The sequence below is a fragment of the Pantoea sp. XY16 genome (assembly GCF_025153065.1).
Lineage (GTDB): Bacteria > Pseudomonadota > Gammaproteobacteria > Enterobacterales > Enterobacteriaceae > Pantoea > Pantoea alfalfae.
In genome coordinates this window covers 163,733-180,009 of sequence record NZ_JANZNP010000007.1, presented here as the reverse complement: position 1 = coordinate 180,009, position 16,277 = coordinate 163,733, and the positions used below count along the sequence as shown (strand labels likewise).

18 protein-coding genes are annotated in these 16,277 nt (G+C 54.0%); 11 read left to right on the top strand and 7 right to left on the bottom strand.

Annotation, left to right across the window (positions count from 1 at the left end; genetic code table 11):
• Positions 1-45: 45 nt before the first annotated feature.
• Both N1689_RS12660 and aspA read right to left on the bottom strand, forming a co-directional pair.
• Positions 46-1,347 carry an anaerobic C4-dicarboxylate transporter gene (locus N1689_RS12660; RefSeq protein ID WP_161731767.1) on the bottom strand — a complete coding sequence of 434 codons (1,302 nt, stop codon included), beginning with the start codon at positions 1,345-1,347 and terminating at the stop codon, positions 46-48.
• A 111-nt stretch (positions 1,348-1,458) separates the two neighbouring features.
• Complete coding sequence (gene aspA, locus N1689_RS12655; protein WP_150011885.1) at positions 1,459-2,895, bottom strand: aspartate ammonia-lyase; 1,437 nt, start codon at positions 2,893-2,895, stop codon at positions 1,459-1,461.
• 328 nt (positions 2,896-3,223) lie between these two features.
• Here aspA and N1689_RS12650 point away from each other — a divergent pair, with 328 nt between their 5' ends.
• The 4 genes from N1689_RS12650 (at position 3,224) to N1689_RS12635 (ending at position 6,577) form a co-directional block, all read left to right on the top strand.
• On the top strand, positions 3,224-3,685 hold the full coding sequence (locus tag N1689_RS12650) for an FxsA family protein (RefSeq protein ID WP_222925504.1): 462 nt from the start codon (positions 3,224-3,226) through the stop codon (positions 3,683-3,685).
• 228 nt (positions 3,686-3,913) lie between these two features.
• Entirely contained in the window at positions 3,914-4,207 is a 294-nt protein-coding gene (locus N1689_RS12645) for a co-chaperone GroES (RefSeq protein ID WP_009092502.1), read from the top strand.
• A gap of 48 nt (positions 4,208-4,255) precedes the next feature.
• Positions 4,256-5,905, top strand: coding sequence for a chaperonin GroEL (groL, locus tag N1689_RS12640; RefSeq protein WP_003848314.1), 1,650 nt, complete (start codon positions 4,256-4,258; stop codon positions 5,903-5,905).
• Between the two features lie 324 nt (positions 5,906-6,229).
• Complete coding sequence (locus N1689_RS12635) at positions 6,230-6,577, top strand: DUF4156 domain-containing protein (RefSeq protein ID WP_260059057.1); 348 nt, start codon at positions 6,230-6,232, stop codon at positions 6,575-6,577.
• A gap of 52 nt (positions 6,578-6,629) precedes the next feature.
• On the opposite strand, the gene epmB is transcribed toward N1689_RS12635, so the two are convergent.
• Entirely contained in the window at positions 6,630-7,658 is a 1,029-nt protein-coding gene (epmB, locus tag N1689_RS12630) for an EF-P beta-lysylation protein EpmB (protein WP_222924700.1), read from the bottom strand.
• Between the two features lie 43 nt (positions 7,659-7,701).
• Between epmB and efp the strand changes: the two genes are divergently transcribed.
• The 3 genes from efp to N1689_RS12615 all read left to right on the top strand — a co-directional run bounded on the left by efp (position 7,702) and on the right by N1689_RS12615 (position 8,688).
• On the top strand, positions 7,702-8,268 hold the full coding sequence (gene efp, locus N1689_RS12625) for an elongation factor P (protein WP_010251979.1): 567 nt from the start codon (positions 7,702-7,704) through the stop codon (positions 8,266-8,268).
• A 51-nt stretch (positions 8,269-8,319) separates the two neighbouring features.
• Positions 8,320-8,451, top strand: coding sequence for an entericidin A/B family lipoprotein (locus N1689_RS12620; RefSeq protein ID WP_003848306.1), 132 nt, complete (start codon positions 8,320-8,322; stop codon positions 8,449-8,451).
• 102 nt (positions 8,452-8,553) lie between these two features.
• A complete protein-coding gene (locus N1689_RS12615) occupies positions 8,554-8,688 on the top strand; it encodes an entericidin A/B family lipoprotein (protein WP_003848302.1) in 135 nt (44 codons plus the stop codon).
• Positions 8,689-8,743: 55 nt separating this feature from the next.
• On the opposite strand, the gene N1689_RS12610 is transcribed toward N1689_RS12615, so the two are convergent.
• Entirely contained in the window at positions 8,744-9,268 is a 525-nt protein-coding gene (locus tag N1689_RS12610) for a lipocalin family protein (protein ID WP_061061424.1), read from the bottom strand.
• Positions 9,269-9,403: 135 nt separating this feature from the next.
• Here N1689_RS12610 and epmA point away from each other — a divergent pair, with 135 nt between their 5' ends.
• Complete coding sequence (epmA, locus tag N1689_RS12605; RefSeq protein WP_161731772.1) at positions 9,404-10,381, top strand: elongation factor P--(R)-beta-lysine ligase; 978 nt, start codon at positions 9,404-9,406, stop codon at positions 10,379-10,381.
• A 160-nt stretch (positions 10,382-10,541) separates the two neighbouring features.
• Here epmA and degS read toward each other — a convergent pair whose 3' ends face one another.
• The 3 genes from degS to zapG all read right to left on the bottom strand — a co-directional run bounded on the left by degS (position 10,542) and on the right by zapG (position 13,578).
• Positions 10,542-11,603, bottom strand: coding sequence for an outer membrane-stress sensor serine endopeptidase DegS (degS, locus tag N1689_RS12600; RefSeq protein ID WP_161731774.1), 1,062 nt, complete (start codon positions 11,601-11,603; stop codon positions 10,542-10,544).
• 89 nt (positions 11,604-11,692) lie between these two features.
• Positions 11,693-13,066 carry a serine endoprotease DegQ gene (gene degQ, locus N1689_RS12595; RefSeq protein WP_260059054.1) on the bottom strand — a complete coding sequence of 458 codons (1,374 nt, stop codon included), beginning with the start codon at positions 13,064-13,066 and terminating at the stop codon, positions 11,693-11,695.
• Between the two features lie 110 nt (positions 13,067-13,176).
• The gene (gene zapG, locus N1689_RS12590; RefSeq protein ID WP_003848291.1) at positions 13,177-13,578 is read right to left on the bottom strand and encodes a Z-ring associated protein ZapG; all 402 of its coding nucleotides are present in this window, start codon (positions 13,576-13,578) and stop codon (positions 13,177-13,179) included.
• Positions 13,579-13,756: 178 nt separating this feature from the next.
• On the opposite strand from zapG, the gene zapE reads away from it, so the two are divergent.
• The 3 genes from zapE (at position 13,757) to rpsI (ending at position 15,948) form a co-directional block, all read left to right on the top strand.
• Positions 13,757-14,884, top strand: coding sequence for a cell division protein ZapE (gene zapE, locus N1689_RS12585; RefSeq protein WP_161731776.1), 1,128 nt, complete (start codon positions 13,757-13,759; stop codon positions 14,882-14,884).
• Between the two features lie 227 nt (positions 14,885-15,111).
• Positions 15,112-15,540 (top strand): 50S ribosomal protein L13, encoded by a 429-nt coding sequence (rplM, locus tag N1689_RS12580; protein ID WP_008925400.1) that lies wholly within the window; start codon positions 15,112-15,114, stop codon positions 15,538-15,540.
• A 15-nt stretch (positions 15,541-15,555) separates the two neighbouring features.
• Positions 15,556-15,948 (top strand): 30S ribosomal protein S9, encoded by a 393-nt coding sequence (gene rpsI, locus N1689_RS12575; RefSeq protein ID WP_008925401.1) that lies wholly within the window; start codon positions 15,556-15,558, stop codon positions 15,946-15,948.
• The last annotated feature ends 329 nt before the right edge of the window (positions 15,949-16,277 follow it).

Genomic DNA, 16,277 nt, shown 5'->3' with positions numbered 1-16,277 from the left:
AGAGCGCCGATGATAGCACGCTCCATCCGTAACACGAGGAGTGCGCTATAGCAGCAATCCGCCAAAGACGAAGCCAGAGAGTACCGACAACGCAATGGCGATTACCCCGGGAATGATAAAGGCGTGGTTAAAGACAAACTTGCCAATCCGGGTTGAGCCGGTGTCATCCATCTCCACGGCGGCCAGCAGGGTCGGGTAGGTCGGCAGCACAAACAGCGCGGACACCGCCGCGAAGGAAGCGATGGCCGTCAGCGGCGTCACGCCCAGCAGCAGCGCGGCGGGCATCAATGCTTTGGTGGTGGCGGCTTGTGAGTAGAGCAGCATCGAGGCGAAGAACAGCACCAGCGCCAGCATCCACGGATAGGTTTTCAGCGTGTCGCCCGCCAGCATCTGAATATCTGCCAGATGCGCTTTGACAAAGGTATCGCCCAGCCAGGCGACGCCCATCACGCAGATACAGGCGCTCATGCCGGATTTAAAGGTACTGGCGCCGAGGATCTCGCTGGTGTCGAGCTTGCAGGTCAGGCTAATCAGTGTGGCGATGGTCAGCATAAACACTACAATCGCTTCGTTGCGTGGCAGCGGCGGATTGACGATCAGCCCGACACTGGCGCTGGTCGCGGTGGCATAGAGCACCACGGCCACAATACCAATCAGAAATAGCAGCACCGATTTTTTCGCGCCCGGTTTTGCCTGGAAGACGCTGGTACCGCGCAGCGTGACTTCGCCTTTGGCGAGACGCGCCTGATAGACCTCATCATCTTTCAGCTCTTTGCCCAGGAAGTTCGTCACCAGTGCCGCCAGGAAGAGACCCACCATGGTTGAGGGGATGGCAATCGCCAGCAGCGTGATATAGCTGACGCCATGCGGTTCAAGCAGCGTGGCGAAGAAGACCACCGCAGCGGAAATCGGTGACGCGGTAATCGCAATCTGCGAAGCCACCACCGCAATCGACAGCGGTCGGGAAGGGCGAACGCCTTGCTCTTTCGCGACTTCGGCAATCACCGGCAGCGTTGAGAACGCGGTGTGCCCGGTTCCGGCCAGCAGCGTCATCAGGTAGGTCACCAGCGGGGCCAGCAGCGTGACGTGGCGCGGATGACGGCGCAGCAGGCGTTCCGCCAGGCTCACCAGATAATCCATGCCGCCCGCTACCTGCATGGCGGCTATTGCGGCGATCACCGCCATGATGATTTCAATCACATCGAACGGGATAGCACCGGGCACCATGCCAAATCCCAGCGTCAGCACCAGCACGCCCATGCCGCCGGCGAACCCGATACCAATGCCGCCAAGACGGGCACCCAACCAGATCGCCATTAAGACGATAAGCAGCTCAACCACAAACATGAATCACTCCTGAAAAGTAAACCGGTAAAACCTGGGTGTGCTGTGTAACAAAAAAAAAGGCACACCGTGTTGATCGCGGTGTGCCTTTGGTTAACCAGCGTCGATTAAGCCTTACTGTTCATTTTCATCGGTATAACGTTTCGCTTTATAAACCGGGTACATCAGGTTCTGCACCGAGAAGATATCGTCCAGCTCACTTTCCGTCAGCAGGCCGCGCTCCAGCACCACCTCACGCACGCTTTTACCGGTCTCTGCGCAAATTTTGCCAACGATGTCGCCGTTGTGGTGGCCGATGTACGGGTTAAGGTAAGTGACGATACCAATCGAGTTGAAGACGTAGGCTTCGCACACCGCGCGGTTGGCGGTGATGCCGTTAACGCACTTCTCCAGCAGGTTGTAGCAGGCATTCGTCAGGATGCTGATTGACTCAAACAGCGCCTGGCCAATTACCGGCTCCATCACGTTGAGCTGCAACTGTCCCGCTTCAGAGGCCATCGTCACGGTAATGTCGTTGCCAATCACTTTGAAGCAGACCTGGTTAACGACCTCTGGCACGACCGGATTGACCTTGGCCGGCATGATAGAGGAACCCGCCTGCAGCTCTGGCAGGTTAATTTCGTTCAGGCCAGCGCGGGGACCGGAGGAGAGCAGGCGCAGGTCGTTACAGATTTTAGAAAGCTTCACCGCCAGACGTTTCAGCGATGAATGGACCATCACATAAGCACCGCAGTCAGAGGTCGCTTCAATCAAATCTTCCGCCGGCACCACCGGCAGGTTGCTGACCTCCGCCAGACGCTGAACCGCAAGATGCTGGTAGCCTTCCGGTGTATTGAGGCGGGTGCCGATGGCGGTCGCGCCCAGGTTCACTTCCAGCAGCAGTTCAGCGGTGCGCAGAATGCTTTTAGTCTCTTCATTCAGCAGCACGCTGAAGGCGTGAAACTCCTGGCCGAGGGTCATCGGCACGGCATCCTGCAACTGGGTGCGGCCCATTTTCAGGATGGTCTGGAATTCATCGGCTTTGCGCTGGAAGCCTTCGGCCAGCTGGCTGATGCCATCAAGCAGCTTCAGCAGCGAGCTGTAAACTGCGATACGAAAACCGGTCGGGTAGGCGTCGTTAGTGGACTGGCACTTGTTCACATGATCGTTAGGGTTAAGATACTGATATTCCCCTTTCTGATGGCCCATCAGCTCCAGGCCGATGTTTGCCAGCACCTCATTGGTGTTCATGTTGACCGAGGTCCCGGCACCGCCCTGATAAACATCCACGGGGAACTGGTCCATACAGCGGCCGTTGTTCAGCACTTCGTCGCAGGCCTTAATGATGGTATCGGCAATATTACGCGGAATGGTCTGCAGCTCTTTATTGGCCATCGCCGCCGCTTTTTTTACCATAACCATACCGCGGACAAATTCAGGTATGTCGCTGATTTTGCTGTTGCTGATATAAAAATTTTCAATCGCACGCAGAGTATGAACGCCATAATAGGCATCCGCCGGAACTTCGCGCATACCTAACAGGTCTTCTTCGATACGAATGTTGTTCGCCATGATAACCTTCTTGTTGTTGCCGCTAACCATCACAAAGGATGTGTTTATTTTGTTGTGGTGTGCCCGTGCCGACATATTATCCGTCTTCACAGTGGCATGTGCGATCATATTCTGATGCATAAGAAAAGCACGCATGCAGATCACTTAATGCTGCCGTCTGGTTAACGATATGTGAAGTTGGTTACAAAATTAACCCTGCAGGATAAATTTGACAGGATCGGTTGAAAATGGCGGCGCGGGTGCCCATCTCTTTTCTTATCATCCTCAGGATGAACGCTTTCTGCTGACCGGCACGCTGCCGTTCAGCCCCTACTTACAGGAGAGTACGGTGCGCTGGATACCGTTATTAGTCTTTTTTATTCTGGCCTGGATCGAGATTTCGCTCTTCATTCAGGTTGCACACGTCATGGGCGTGCTGCTGACCATGCTGCTGGTGGTCTTTACCTCGTGCATCGGGGTTTCGCTGGTTAAAAATCAGGGCATGAAGAACTTCATGCTGATGCAGGAGAAGCTGGCGCGTAACGAAAGCCCGGCCAATGAGATGATCAAAAGCGTATCACTGATCATCGCGGGCTTCCTGCTGCTGTTGCCTGGTTTCTTTACTGACTTGCTGGGCCTGCTGTTGCTGCTGCCACCGGTGCAGAAGCATCTGACGCTGAAACTGATGCCTCATCTGCGCGTCTGGCGCGGGCCGGGAGCCGGGCCTGACAGCGGCTACACTATGGATGGCGAGTTCGAGCGTAAAGACAGCAATCGCCTTGAGCATCATGACGATCACAAGGATCGTTAACTGCAGCCCCAGCTTCTGAAAGCGCAACCTTCGGGTTGCGTTTTTTATTTGCCTCATCCTCTGTTCAAAAAGCCATCACTTATTACTCGCGGGTAAAAAATTTATTGTCCGTCCCCTTGAAAGTGGGTGGCAGCGGCCCTATCTCTCTGGTCACGAGGCCGGAAGCCATGCAGCCCGGTGTTCAACCCCAAAACTGAATGATTGGACTTCTCAAAGGAGAGCTATCAAATGAAAATTCGTCCATTGCACGATCGCGTCATCGTCAAACGTAAAGAAGTTGAAGCTAAATCAGCTGGCGGCATCGTGCTGACCGGTTCTGCAGCCGGTAAATCCACCCGTGGTGAAGTTCTGGCTGTCGGCAATGGCCGCATCCTTGAGAGTGGCGACGTTAAGCCGCTGGACGTGAAGGTTGGTGACGTCGTGATCTTCAATGAAGGTTACGGTGCTAAAACCGAAAAGATCGACAACGAAGAAGTGCTGATCATCTCTGAAAGCGACATTCTGGCGATTGTTGAAGCGTAATTTTTTCGCGTAACTCACTGAACGAAACGAATTTAAGGGACAATTGAAATGGCAGCTAAAGACGTAAAATTCGGTAATGACGCTCGCGTAAAAATGCTGCGTGGCGTGAACGTACTGGCAGATGCAGTAAAAGTTACCCTGGGCCCTAAAGGCCGTAACGTGGTTCTGGATAAATCTTTTGGTGCACCGACCATCACTAAAGATGGTGTTTCTGTCGCACGTGAAATCGAGCTGGAAGACAAGTTCGAGAATATGGGCGCGCAGATGGTGAAAGAAGTGGCCTCTAAAGCGAACGACGCTGCGGGCGACGGTACCACCACGGCAACCGTACTGGCACAGTCAATCATCACTGAAGGCCTGAAAGCGGTCGCAGCGGGTATGAACCCGATGGACCTGAAGCGCGGTATCGACCAGGCAGTTATCGCTGCGGTTGAGAAACTGAAAGCGCTGTCTGTACCTTGCTCAGACTCTAAAGCAATTGCGCAGGTTGGTACTATCTCTGCTAACTCCGATGAAACCGTAGGCCAGCTGATTGCTCAGGCGATGGAAAAAGTCGGTAAAGAAGGCGTGATCACCGTTGAAGAAGGCACCGGCCTGCAGGACGAGCTGGATGTGGTTGAAGGTATGCAGTTTGATCGTGGCTACCTGTCTCCTTACTTCATCAACAAGCCAGAAACTGGTGCGATTGAACTGGAATCGCCGTTCATCCTGCTGGCTGACAAGAAAATTTCTAACATCCGTGAAATGCTGCCAGTGCTGGAAGCCGTTGCGAAAGCGGGCAAACCACTGCTGATCATCGCGGAAGATGTTGAAGGCGAAGCGCTGGCAACACTGGTGGTTAACACCATGCGCGGCATCGTGAAAGTGGCCGCGGTTAAAGCACCAGGCTTCGGCGACCGTCGTAAAGCTATGCTGCAGGATATCGCTATCCTGACCGGTGGTACCGTGATCTCTGAAGAGATCGGTATGGAGCTGGAAAAAGCGGCGCTGGAAGATCTGGGTCAGGCTAAACGCGTTGTGATCAACAAAGACACCACCACCATCATCGACGGTGTGGGTGAAGAGGCGACAATCCAGGGCCGTGTCACCCAGATTCGTCAGCAGATCGAAGAAGCAACCTCTGACTACGACAAAGAAAAACTGCAGGAGCGCGTAGCGAAACTGGCAGGCGGCGTAGCCGTTCTGAAAGTTGGCGCAGCCACTGAAGTTGAAATGAAAGAGAAGAAAGCCCGCGTTGAAGATGCGCTGCACGCAACCCGTGCTGCTGTCGAAGAAGGCGTGGTTGCTGGTGGTGGTGTGGCGCTGGTTCGCGTTGCCGCACAGCTGGCCGATCTGCGTGGTCAGAACGAAGATCAGAACGTCGGTATCAAAGTTGCGCTGCGCGCAATGGAATCTCCACTGCGTCAGATCGTCTCTAACGCCGGTGAAGAGCCATCCGTTGTTGCTAACAACGTGAAAGCGGGCGACGGTAACTACGGTTACAACGCGCAGACTGAAGAGTACGGCAACATGATCGACTTCGGTATCCTGGACCCAACCAAAGTGACCCGTTCTGCTCTGCAGTACGCGGCCTCTGTTGCGGGTCTGATGATCACCACCGAATGTATGGTCACTGACCTGCCAAAAGGCGACGCACCTGATTTAGGCGGCGGCGCTGGCGGTATGGGTGGCATGGGCGGTATGGGCGGCATGATGTAATTGCCGTTGACTGCTTAAGTCATCACAGAACCCCCGATCGGAAACGGTCGGGGGTTTTTCTTTTGGGCAGGAAAATAGTATAAGTAGTGGCGCAATCGTTCGTCTTTCCTCTTGATATCTCCCGCTGTCTGCTCGCTGACTGTTACCGCCCTGCCAGATTGACTTACGGCCGTAAGCTCATCGGAAAGCGCAAAGCTGTCAGCCTGAACACAGTATGAAATATTGAGGTGATATAACGGGATTAAGGCAATGAATGTTCAGAAAAAAGCGATCTTTTTCTGCTACGCTGCCACCCGACTCTGATGATAATAAATGGGGATTACAATGCGGATTAACCTCTTGCTCGGACTGACGGCTGGCGCGTTATTGCTGGCGGGCTGCAGCAGCTCTACGCAACTCTCTTCAGCAGGACAGCGCGTGACGTTTACCGATCAGCAGCCTGGCAATAACTGCCAGCTTCTGGGCAATATCACCGGCTCACAGAGCAACTGGCTGAGCGGGGCTGGCGGCGAAACCAGCGCGCTGCGCGGTGCAGCCAATGACCTGCGCAATCGCGCAGCGGATATGGGCGGCAACGTCATTTACGGTGCAACCAGCCCGACGCAGAATCTGTTGTCCGCGTTCGCGCCACTCGACAGCAAAATGACCGGCCAGGTATATAAGTGCCCATAATGTGACTCGGGCGCCTGCTTTGTTGAACCGGCCAGCTTTTCGCTGGCCGTTTTTATTCCTGACGTAACTGTAAATCCAGCGGTGTTTTACTTGGCTCCCCACCAATTTCTCGCGCCAGCTTTGGCACCAGATAACCCGAGACCTGTGACAGCAGCGCACGCACCAACTGACGGGCTTCCTCATCAGACACAAAGAAGTGCGCAGCACCCTGTACCTTATCCAGTACGTGCAGATAATAAGGCAGGATACCCGTATCAAACAGCGCATTGCTCAGCGTGGCCAGCGTCCGGGCATTATCATTGACGCCACGCAACAGCACACTCTGATTCAACAGGGTGACACCGGCACGCTTCAGGCTGCTCATCGCCTCACGCAGCTCATCATCAATCTCCTGCGCATGGTTGATGTGCGTCACCATCAGCACCTGCAGGCGGGTTTCGCTGAGCATCTGACAAAGCTGATCGGTGATGCGCGCCGGTATCACTACCGGTAAACGACTGTGGATGCGCAGACGCTTCACGTGCGGGATCGGTTCCAGCGCCGCGAGCAGCCAGGCAAGCTCATGATCTTTCGCCATCAACGGATCGCCGCCGGAAAAAATGATCTCATCCAGCTCAGGATGATCGGCGATATAGTCCAGCGCAGCCTGCCAGCTACGCTTGTTGCCGGGATTGTCCTGATAGGGAAAATGACGACGGAAGCAGTAGCGACAGTTGACGGCGCAGCCGCCTTTTACCAGTAATAATGCCCGGTTTCGGTATTTATGCAGCAATCCAGGTACAACGTTGCTTTGTTCATCGAGCGGATCGGTGCTATAACCTGGCGCATCGATGAATTCCTGGCGGCGGGTCAGCACCTGAAGCAGCAGCGGGTCGTGCGCATCGCCTTTTTTCATCCGGCGGATGAACGCATGCGGAACACGCAGGGCGAAAAGACGCCGCGCATCCGCGCCCTCAGCCAGCTCAGTGTGCTGATCAAGGGCTAAAATCCGCAGTAATTCATCAGGTTCAGTGACAACATCCGCAAGTTGCTGCAACCAATCTTCTCTGGAAGGTGTTTTTAGGGTTACAATGTGTGCCATTTTTTTGGCTTAGTACCAGTGTCAATTTTCGTAGAGGGCCTTCATGGCGACTTATTCTAGCAACGATTTCCGTCCCGGTCTTAAAATCATGTTCGAAGGCGAGCCGTATGCCATCGAATCCAGTGAGTTCGTTAAACCGGGTAAAGGTCAGGCATTCGCACGCGTTAAAATGCGTCGCCTGCTGACGGGTTCTCGCGTTGAGAAAACTTTTAAATCTACCGACTCCGCCGAAGGCGCAGATGTAGTAGATACCAACCTGAACTACCTGTACAACGACGGTGAGTTCTACCACTTCATGCACCCGGAAAGCTTTGAGCAGTTCCAGGTTGAAGAGAAGACGGTAAGCGATGCAGCAAAATGGCTGCAGGATAACGCTGAATGTATCGTTACGCTGTGGAACGGTCGTCCAATTGCCGTTCAGCCGCCGAACTTTATCGAAGCCGAAGTTATCGAAACCGATCCAGGCCTGAAAGGTGATACGGCGGGTACTGGCGGCAAGCCAGCCAAGCTGTCTACCGGCGCCGTGGTGAAAGTGCCATTGTTCGTTCAGGAAGGCGAAGTGGTCAAAGTTGACACCCGCTCTGGCGAATACGTGTCACGCGTAAAATAAGATTCGCAGGCGCATCTTCTGATGCGCCTTTTTCTTGTCTGAGAGAAAAAAATGATCAAGCTGGCAAAATTAATCGCATTCGCGTTGCTGGTCTCTTCTGCGCTTAGCGCCTGCAACACATTCCACGGTTTTGGCGAAGATGTCTCCCACTTAGGCGGTGCCATTTCGCGTGCGGCAAAATGACCTTAACTGATTGTCCTTTTTAGAGTCCCGCTAGCAGCAACTGCCTGAAATCCGGCTATGCTTAAAGCGCTGTACTTTACATCCATCAAAAAGGACATTGTTATGTTAAAGAAAAGTATTGCCGCAATCTTCTCTGTACTGGTGCTCTCTTCTCTGCTGACGGCGTGTAATACCACGCGTGGCGTCGGTGAAGATGTTGAAGCGGGTGGCCAGGCGATTCAGAACAGCACGAAGTAACCTGTTATTCCAACCGGTACGAAAGACTTTTCGTACCGGCTTGTCATATTCTGCACTATTTCTGTTTTACCCAGATTAACTCTTCGACCGGGAAACCATCCCGACGCGCCTGTTCAACCAGTTTCTCTTTCACGCCCGGCTCCAGTTGGGGTGTCCGTGACAGTATCCAGAGATAGTGGCGATTCGGGCCGCACACCAGCGCATAGCGATAGTCGGGATCCAGTGCGATAACGTTATAGCCGCCGTAGAAGGGGCCAAAGAAAGAGACTTTCAGTGACGCACGCTGGGGTTCACCAGTGAAGTAGGCTTTACCGACGCTCTCCTGCCAGCGCTGCTTTTTGACGTTATAGCCACGATTGATCACTTTCAGACCGCCATCTTCACGCGGGCTGTAGTTTGCCGTCACCTGCTCAAGGCCACGCTCAAAGGGGTGGTTAAGGCGGGCAATCTCATACCACTGACCGAGGTAGCGCTGGCTGTCAAAGTTATCAACGACCGTGACGTTCTTTGGCGGCGTGGTGCTACAGGCAACAGAGAGAAAAGCACTCAGGCTGGCAACAACTGTTTTCCATGGAGACATAGTGGGATTCCTTTGTGATTTAACCGCTTAAGTATAGAAGCCGAAACGCTGTTTTTGGCAGCACGGGCACGAGATTGTTTGCCGCAGGCATTGCAGGTAGACTTCCCCCCCTAATTTGTATCAGGAGTCATCACCATGAGCGAAACGGCAAGCTGGCAACCAAGCGCACCCATCGCCAATTTGTTAAAACGCGCCGCTATTTTAGCCGAAGTGCGTCGTTTCTTTGCCGATCGCGGCGTGCTGGAAGTCGATACGCCGGCGATGAGCCAGGCAACGATTACCGATATCCATCTGGTGCCGTTCCAGACGCGTTTTGTCGGGCCTGGTGCAGCGCAGGGTCGCGATCTCTGGCTGATGACCAGCCCGGAATATCATATGAAACGCCTGCTGGCGGCGGGCAGTGGCCCGATCTACCAGATGGCGCGCAGCTTCCGCAATGAAGAGGCGGGGCGTCACCACAACCCCGAATTTACCATGCTGGAGTGGTACCGGCCGCATTACGATATGTACCGTCTGATGAACGAAGTCGATGATCTGATGCAGCAGGTGCTGGAGTGTGACAGCGCCGAGTCGCTCTCTTATCAGCAGGCATTTATCCGCCATCTGGAGCTGGATCCGCTGTCAGCGGATAAAGCGCAGTTGCGAGAAGCTGCTGAAAAGCTGGGTGAAGGCGAGCTGGCGCGCGCAGAAGAGGATCGCGATACCTTGCTGATGCTGCTGTTTATGCTGGGTGTGGAACCAAAGATTGGTCAGGATAAACCCTGCTTCGTTTATCACTTCCCGGCCAGCCAGGCGGCACTGGCGGAGATCAGTACGGAAGATCACCGTGTGGCTGAACGTTTCGAGGTCTATTACAAGGGCATTGAGCTGGCGAACGGTTTCCGTGAACTGACCGACAGCCGTGAGCAGCGTCAGCGCTTTGAGCAGGATAACCGCCGCCGTGCGGCGCGCGGCCTGCCTGTGCATCCTATTGATACTTATCTGCTGGATGCGCTGGCGCATGGTATGCCAGCCTGTTCCGGGGTCGCGCTGGGTATTGATCGCCTGATCATGCTGGCGTTGAAAGCGGAGTCATTGAGTGAAGTGATCGCGTTTCCGGTGGATCGTTGCTAAAAGTCCGGATGAAAAGGGCAGGGATGGCCCATCTGACCGCAAAGGAATCCTGCATCCCTGCAGGGCGGCCTCGCCATCCTGACTCGGACGCTTTGCTCTTCAGATGGGCCACCCCTGCCCGTCAGGCTAAGGCATTGCTGATAGTCTAAAACCCCGCCAATCAGCTGCTGCTGTCAGGAAACTCCTGAATGGTGACCGGCAGCGTCAGCTTCTGATCGTTTCGCAGCACCTGCACATCAATTACTGAACCCGGACGAATTTCTGCTACCTGATCCATGGTCTCCTGCGCGGAGATGGCCGGCTTGCCATTAACGCTGAGCAGCACATCGTTGGCCTGAATCCCGGCTTTATCCGCTGGCCCATCTGGCGTGACCACGCTGACAATAATGCCCTGAACCCGATCCAGATTGCTGCCCTGTCCATGCAGCGGCGGTAACTCACGCCCGGTAATGCCGATATAGCCGCGGATCACCCGGCCATCACGAATCAGCTTGTCCATGATTTTTGAGGCTAAGACGGTTGGAATGGCGAAGCCAATCCCTTCCGGGGTTTCACCATCATTGCTCTTATCAAACGTCAGGGTGTTAATGCCCATCAGCTCGCCGAGTGAGTTAATCAGCGCACCGCCGGAGTTACCCTGATTGATTGAGGCATCGGTCTGCAGGAAGTTCTGCCGGCCTGACGAACTCAGGCCTACGCGGCCTGTGGCGCTGATAATGCCCTGCGTTACCGTCTGACCGAGGTTATAGGGGTTACCGATTGCCATTACCACATCGCCGATATGCGGCTGCCGGTTGGGATTAATCGGGATAACAGGCAGGCCAGAAGCCGTAATCTTCAGTACGGCCAGATCGGTCATGCCATCGGAACCCACCAGCGTCGCTTCAAAGAAGCGGCCATCCTGCAATGCCACGATAATCTGATCGGCATTGTTGATCACATGCTTGTTGGTAAGGATGTAGCCTTTTGTATTCATGATCACCCCTGAGCCCAGGGTGGTGATGCCACGATTGTTGTTGCCGTGGGCGCTGCGGTTGTAAACGTTCACAACGGCAGGCACGGCGCGGCGCACCCCCTGATTGAAGCTAAAGGGCGTTTCGTCGGTAATATTGTCGTGGTTATAGAGGGCGTCGCTGCCCATACGCAGTGCAGGCAGTGCTGCGAGCAAAATACCCGCCACAATCAGGCCCAGCACCACGGCACGCAAAAGTTTAAGAAACATGGTGTTAAATCACGCCAGGGGAGATCGCAGGGGAGAATAACATGAGAGCGGCGGACACACACGCGCTTGTGTCCGCCGTAATGCGAGGTTTATCTCAACAACAGATAGATACTTTCATCGCCGCGCACCACATTCAGTGCCAGTACCGGCGGTTTTCCTTCCAGAATTTTACGCATTTCTGCAATCGTCTGAACACGATTGCGGTTAACGCCGATAATCACATCATCTTTCTGCAGGCCAACCTGTTCGGCTGGCGTACCTTTTTCGATGGTATCGACCTTCACGCCTTTATCACCGGTTTTGGTCTGTCCATCACTCAGGGTTGCGCCCTGAAGTGCAGGTGACATCAGCTGAGCGCTGGCGGTACTCTGGGCGCTCTGTTCCAGCGTGACGGTAACGGTTAGCGGCTTACCTTCGCGCAGCAGGCCAAGTTTAACCTGCTCGCCTGGCGGCGTGGTGCCCACTTTGACGCGTAACTCAGCGAAGCTGGTAATCGGCTTATCGTTGATCGACGTAATGATATCGCCTGACTTCACGCCCGCTTTCTGCGCGGCAGATTGCGGTAAGACTTCAGAGACAAAGGCGCCGCGCTGTGCATCGACATTGAATGCTTTAGCCATATCGGCTGTCATTTCAGTGCCTTTGATGCCGAGCTGACCGCGCTTCACTTCACCAAATTTAATCAGCTGCTGCGCGAGGTTCATCGCCATATCACTCGGGATAGCAAAGCCGATACCGATGTTACCGCCGCTTGAGGCCAGAATCGCAGTGTTGATACCGATCAGCTCACCGTTAAGGTTGACCAGCGCACCGCCTGAGTTGCCACGGTTGATCGCAGCATCGGTCTGAATAAAGTTTTCCAGCCCTTCCAGGTTCAGGCCGCTGCGGCCCAGCGCAGAAATAATCCCGGAGGTGGCGGTCTGCCCCAGACCAAACGGGTTACCGATCGCCACGGCGAAATCACCCACTTTCAGCTGGTCAGAGTCCGCGACTTTCACCTGCGTGAGGTTTTTAGCGCCCTGAATCTGAATCAGCGCGATATCGGTCTGCTCATCATGGCCGATTAGTTTGGCTTCATATTCGCTGCCGTCGCCAAGCTGTACGTTGATCTTATCCGCACCGTTGACCACGTGATTGTTGGTCAGCACGTAACCTTTCGCGGCATCAATGATGACGCCAGAACCTAAGCCTTCAAACGGCTGTGGCTGACTATTTCCGCCAGGCATCTGGCCGAAAAAACGCTTCAGGGGTTCAGGAATATCCTGAGCCTGTGCACCCGAATCAGTGCCTTCAACGTGAACACTGACCACGGCAGGTAACACTTTTTCCAGCATCGGTGCCAGACTTGGCAGCGGCTGGCCCGCAATTTGTGCTGGTAGCGTTGCCATCGCGTCTGGTGCGGCGGCAAGGGTCATCCCAATACTCAGGGCTAATGCGCTAAACAGGCGTGCTTGTTTTTTCATTGCTACAACGCTCTCGCTGCAAAAGGTGGGAAGAATTAATGAGTGTGACAGTCGTTTGCGGTCAGGGTTCGCAAAAACAGCGGGCGCAGACAGGCTGCGCCCCAAAAAGATTAGTCGCGGGCAGGGCGCTCGCCACGCAGTAAACCGGATGCGCCTTCAGAGTAGTCGCGCGGCATCTGCACCGGCACCTGATCGTTGTCCGCTTCAGCTTCAGTCAGCTGATAGGCAAACGGATTTTTCTGGCCAGGCAGATTTGGCAGCAGGTCATTCGAGCCTTTTGCCATATGCTGATAGAGCTGACGATAATCACGCGCCATGTTGTCCAGCAGCTCCGCACTCTGTGCGAAGTGGTTGGTCAGCTCTTCGCGATAATCAGCCAGCTCCGCTTTCGATTTTTCCAGCTCGTACTGCATGCTGCGCTGCTCACGCAGCTTTTTGTTGCCAAAACGCATGGCGACTGCGCCGACAATAATACCTACCACTAAACCAATTAGCCCGTATTCCCAGGTCATAATGACTCCCGTGTTTTTTCCATTGTTCCGTAGGGCGTTGCACCATTTCAATAATAGTCACTATACCCGTTAATCTTATGGATGTGGAACTCCGGAGCAGCATGGCTTAGTGTAGAACGGCCTTTTTTTCAGCAACCGTGGTATCAATCAGACACCATTCAGGGACTTTGAAACAATAATGCAAACCTCAACTCCGCTTGCACGCTATGAGCAGGCGCTGTCGCAGGGCGAATTCAGGCCCGATGACGTACAACGTGAAGCGATTACCCGTTTAGACGCGCTGCAGCAGGCGCTGGTTGCCCGGCAACAATCCGCCGCGCCTTCCTCATCCGGCCTGCTGGGGCGCCTCTCTAAATTGATTGGCAAAGAGAAAAACGAAACGGTACAACCGGTACGCGGGCTCTATATGTGGGGCGGTGTCGGTCGCGGTAAGACCTGGGTTATGGATCTCTTTTTTCAGTCTATTCCTGGCGATCGCAAACTGCGCCTGCACTTCCACCGCTTTATGCTGCGGGTGCACGAAGAACTGACACAGCTTCAGGGCCAGAGCGATCCGTTGCTGATCGTGGCGGACAAATTCAAAGCCGAAACCGACATCCTCTGTTTTGATGAGTTTTTTGTCTCCGATATCACCGATGCAATGCTGCTGGGCACGCTGATGGAAGCGCTGTTTGAACGCGGTATTGCGCTGGTCGCCACCTCGAACATTCCGCCGGACGATCTCTATCGCAATGGTTTGCAGCGTGCACGCTTCCTGCCTGCTATTGAGCAGATAAAACGGCACTGTGATGTGATGAATGTGGATGCGGGTATCGACTACCGGTTACGCACGCTGACCTCCGCACATCTGTGGAACTTCCCGCTCAACGCAGAGACGCATGCCGAGATGGGCCGGATGTTCAAAGCACTGTCAGGCAGTCAGCCTGAAGCGGCACCGGTTCTGGAAATTAATCATCGCCAGATGCCGACGCTGGGCGTCAGCGAAGGCGTACTGGCGATTAATTTCACGACCCTGTGTGGAGAGGGCCGCAGCCAGCATGACTACATTGCGCTGTCGCGCCGTTTTCACAGCGTGCTGCTGTATGACGTGCCGGTGATGATTTATAAAACCGAAGATCAGGCGCGCCGTTTCCTGGCGCTGGTCGATGAGTTCTATGAACGTCATGTGAAGCTGGTGGTCGCGGCAGAAACGTCCCTGACCGAGATTTATCAGGGCACGCGACTGAAATTTGAATACCAGCGCTGTTTATCGCGACTTCAGGAGATGCAGAGCGAAGAGTATCTGCGTTTGCCACACCTGCCGTGAGAATAAACAGGATAAATACCGAAATAGGGTTCGATTTTTGTAACCGACTTCTCTATAATCTTGCGACCCCACGTTACAGCAAAGGATTTTTTTCCCAAATCCTCTGTGTTCCAGTAACTCTATCCGAAGGGGTGGCTTGCTGGTCAAAATGGTCGTGTGAGCCTCATTCGTTTACTTAAGCGTTTGGGATTTCACCAACGTGTAACTTAATTTGGGTAAGCTTTTCGATGAAAACTTTTACAGCTAAACCAGAAACCGTCCAACGTGACTGGTTTGTAGTTGACGCAACGGGCAAAACTTTGGGTCGCCTGGCGACTGAACTGGCGCGCCGTCTGCGTGGTAAGCATAAAGCGGAATATACTCCGCACGTTGATACGGGTGATTACATCATCGTTCTGAACGCAGAAAAAGTTGCTGTAACCGGCAACAAGCGTACTGACAAGATCTACTATCACCACACTGGTCACATCGGTGGTATCAAACAGGCGACCTTTGAAGAGATGATTGCTCGCCGTCCTGAGCGTGTGATTGAGATCGCGGTTAAAGGCATGCTGCCGAAGGGCCCGCTGGGTCGTGCTATGTACCGTAAACTGAAAGTTTACGCAGGCAACGAGCACACCCATGCGGCACAGCAACCGCAAGTTCTTGACATTTAATCGGGATTAAAGGCAATGGCTGAAACTCAAAACTACGGCACTGGTCGCCGCAAAAGCTCTACCGCTCGCGTATTCATTAAGCCGGGTAGCGGTAACATCGTAATTAACCAACGTTCTCTGGAACAGTACTTCGGTCGCGAAACTGCCCGCATGGTAGTTCGTCAGCCGCTTGAGCTGCTGGACCTGGTTGGTAAATTCGATCTCTATGTCACTGTTAAAGGTGGCGGTATTTCTGGTCAGGCTGGTGCGATCCGTCACGGTATCACCCGCGCTCTGATGGAATACGACGAATCACTGCGTGGCGAACTGCGTAAAGCAGGCTTCGTTACTCGTGATGCGCGTCAGGTTGAACGTAAGAAAGTCGGCCTGCGTAAAGCACGTCGTCGTCCTCAGTTCTCCAAGCGTTAATTGTTTGCAGCTCCGGCTGTGGCAATTGGCTCAAAAAACCCGCTTCGGCGGGTTTTTTATTTTCTGCCTTCCCACGACTTCCCGCGAAAACCGTAACGTCGCGCTCAATTTACCTGCAAAGATTCATTACTCGCCCACAAGCAGCCTAAAATCTGGTAAACTCTGTGTCACTTTGCGCCCGCAGGCCGGTGCGTTATGCGCCTTCCCACTGTCGGGGCGTCAGTATCTGTGACGCGGCTAACCAGGTTGCGTGCGAGTTCGATAAGCTGGTGAATCGCCGTGTGGTTGGCTATTCGCAGTATCTTTTTGTGAACAAACTTGGAGGTTTT

Bases quoted from the DNA above. Each gene is read 5' to 3' on its own strand.
- N1689_RS12660 (WP_161731767.1), bottom strand. From the start codon at position 1,347: ATGTTTGTGGTTGAGCTGCTTATCGTCTTAATGGCGATCTGGTTGGGT.
- aspA (WP_150011885.1), bottom strand. From the start codon at position 2,895: ATGGCGAACAACATTCGTATCGAAGAAGACCTGTTAGGTATGCGCGAA.
- N1689_RS12645 (WP_009092502.1), top strand. From the start codon at position 3,914: ATGAAAATTCGTCCATTGCACGATCGCGTCATCGTCAAACGTAAAGAA.
- groL (WP_003848314.1), top strand. From the start codon at position 4,256: ATGGCAGCTAAAGACGTAAAATTCGGTAATGACGCTCGCGTAAAAATG.
- N1689_RS12635 (WP_260059057.1), top strand. From the start codon at position 6,230: ATGCGGATTAACCTCTTGCTCGGACTGACGGCTGGCGCGTTATTGCTG.
- epmB (WP_222924700.1), bottom strand. From the start codon at position 7,658: ATGGCACACATTGTAACCCTAAAAACACCTTCCAGAGAAGATTGGTTG.
- efp (WP_010251979.1), top strand. From the start codon at position 7,702: ATGGCGACTTATTCTAGCAACGATTTCCGTCCCGGTCTTAAAATCATG.
- N1689_RS12620 (WP_003848306.1), top strand. From the start codon at position 8,320: ATGATCAAGCTGGCAAAATTAATCGCATTCGCGTTGCTGGTCTCTTCT.
- N1689_RS12615 (WP_003848302.1), top strand. From the start codon at position 8,554: ATGTTAAAGAAAAGTATTGCCGCAATCTTCTCTGTACTGGTGCTCTCT.
- N1689_RS12610 (WP_061061424.1), bottom strand. From the start codon at position 9,268: ATGTCTCCATGGAAAACAGTTGTTGCCAGCCTGAGTGCTTTTCTCTCT.
- epmA (WP_161731772.1), top strand. From the start codon at position 9,404: ATGAGCGAAACGGCAAGCTGGCAACCAAGCGCACCCATCGCCAATTTG.
- degS (WP_161731774.1), bottom strand. From the start codon at position 11,603: ATGTTTCTTAAACTTTTGCGTGCCGTGGTGCTGGGCCTGATTGTGGCG.
- degQ (WP_260059054.1), bottom strand. From the start codon at position 13,066: ATGAAAAAACAAGCACGCCTGTTTAGCGCATTAGCCCTGAGTATTGGG.
- zapG (WP_003848291.1), bottom strand. From the start codon at position 13,578: ATGACCTGGGAATACGGGCTAATTGGTTTAGTGGTAGGTATTATTGTC.
- zapE (WP_161731776.1), top strand. From the start codon at position 13,757: ATGCAAACCTCAACTCCGCTTGCACGCTATGAGCAGGCGCTGTCGCAG.
- rplM (WP_008925400.1), top strand. From the start codon at position 15,112: ATGAAAACTTTTACAGCTAAACCAGAAACCGTCCAACGTGACTGGTTT.
- rpsI (WP_008925401.1), top strand. From the start codon at position 15,556: ATGGCTGAAACTCAAAACTACGGCACTGGTCGCCGCAAAAGCTCTACC.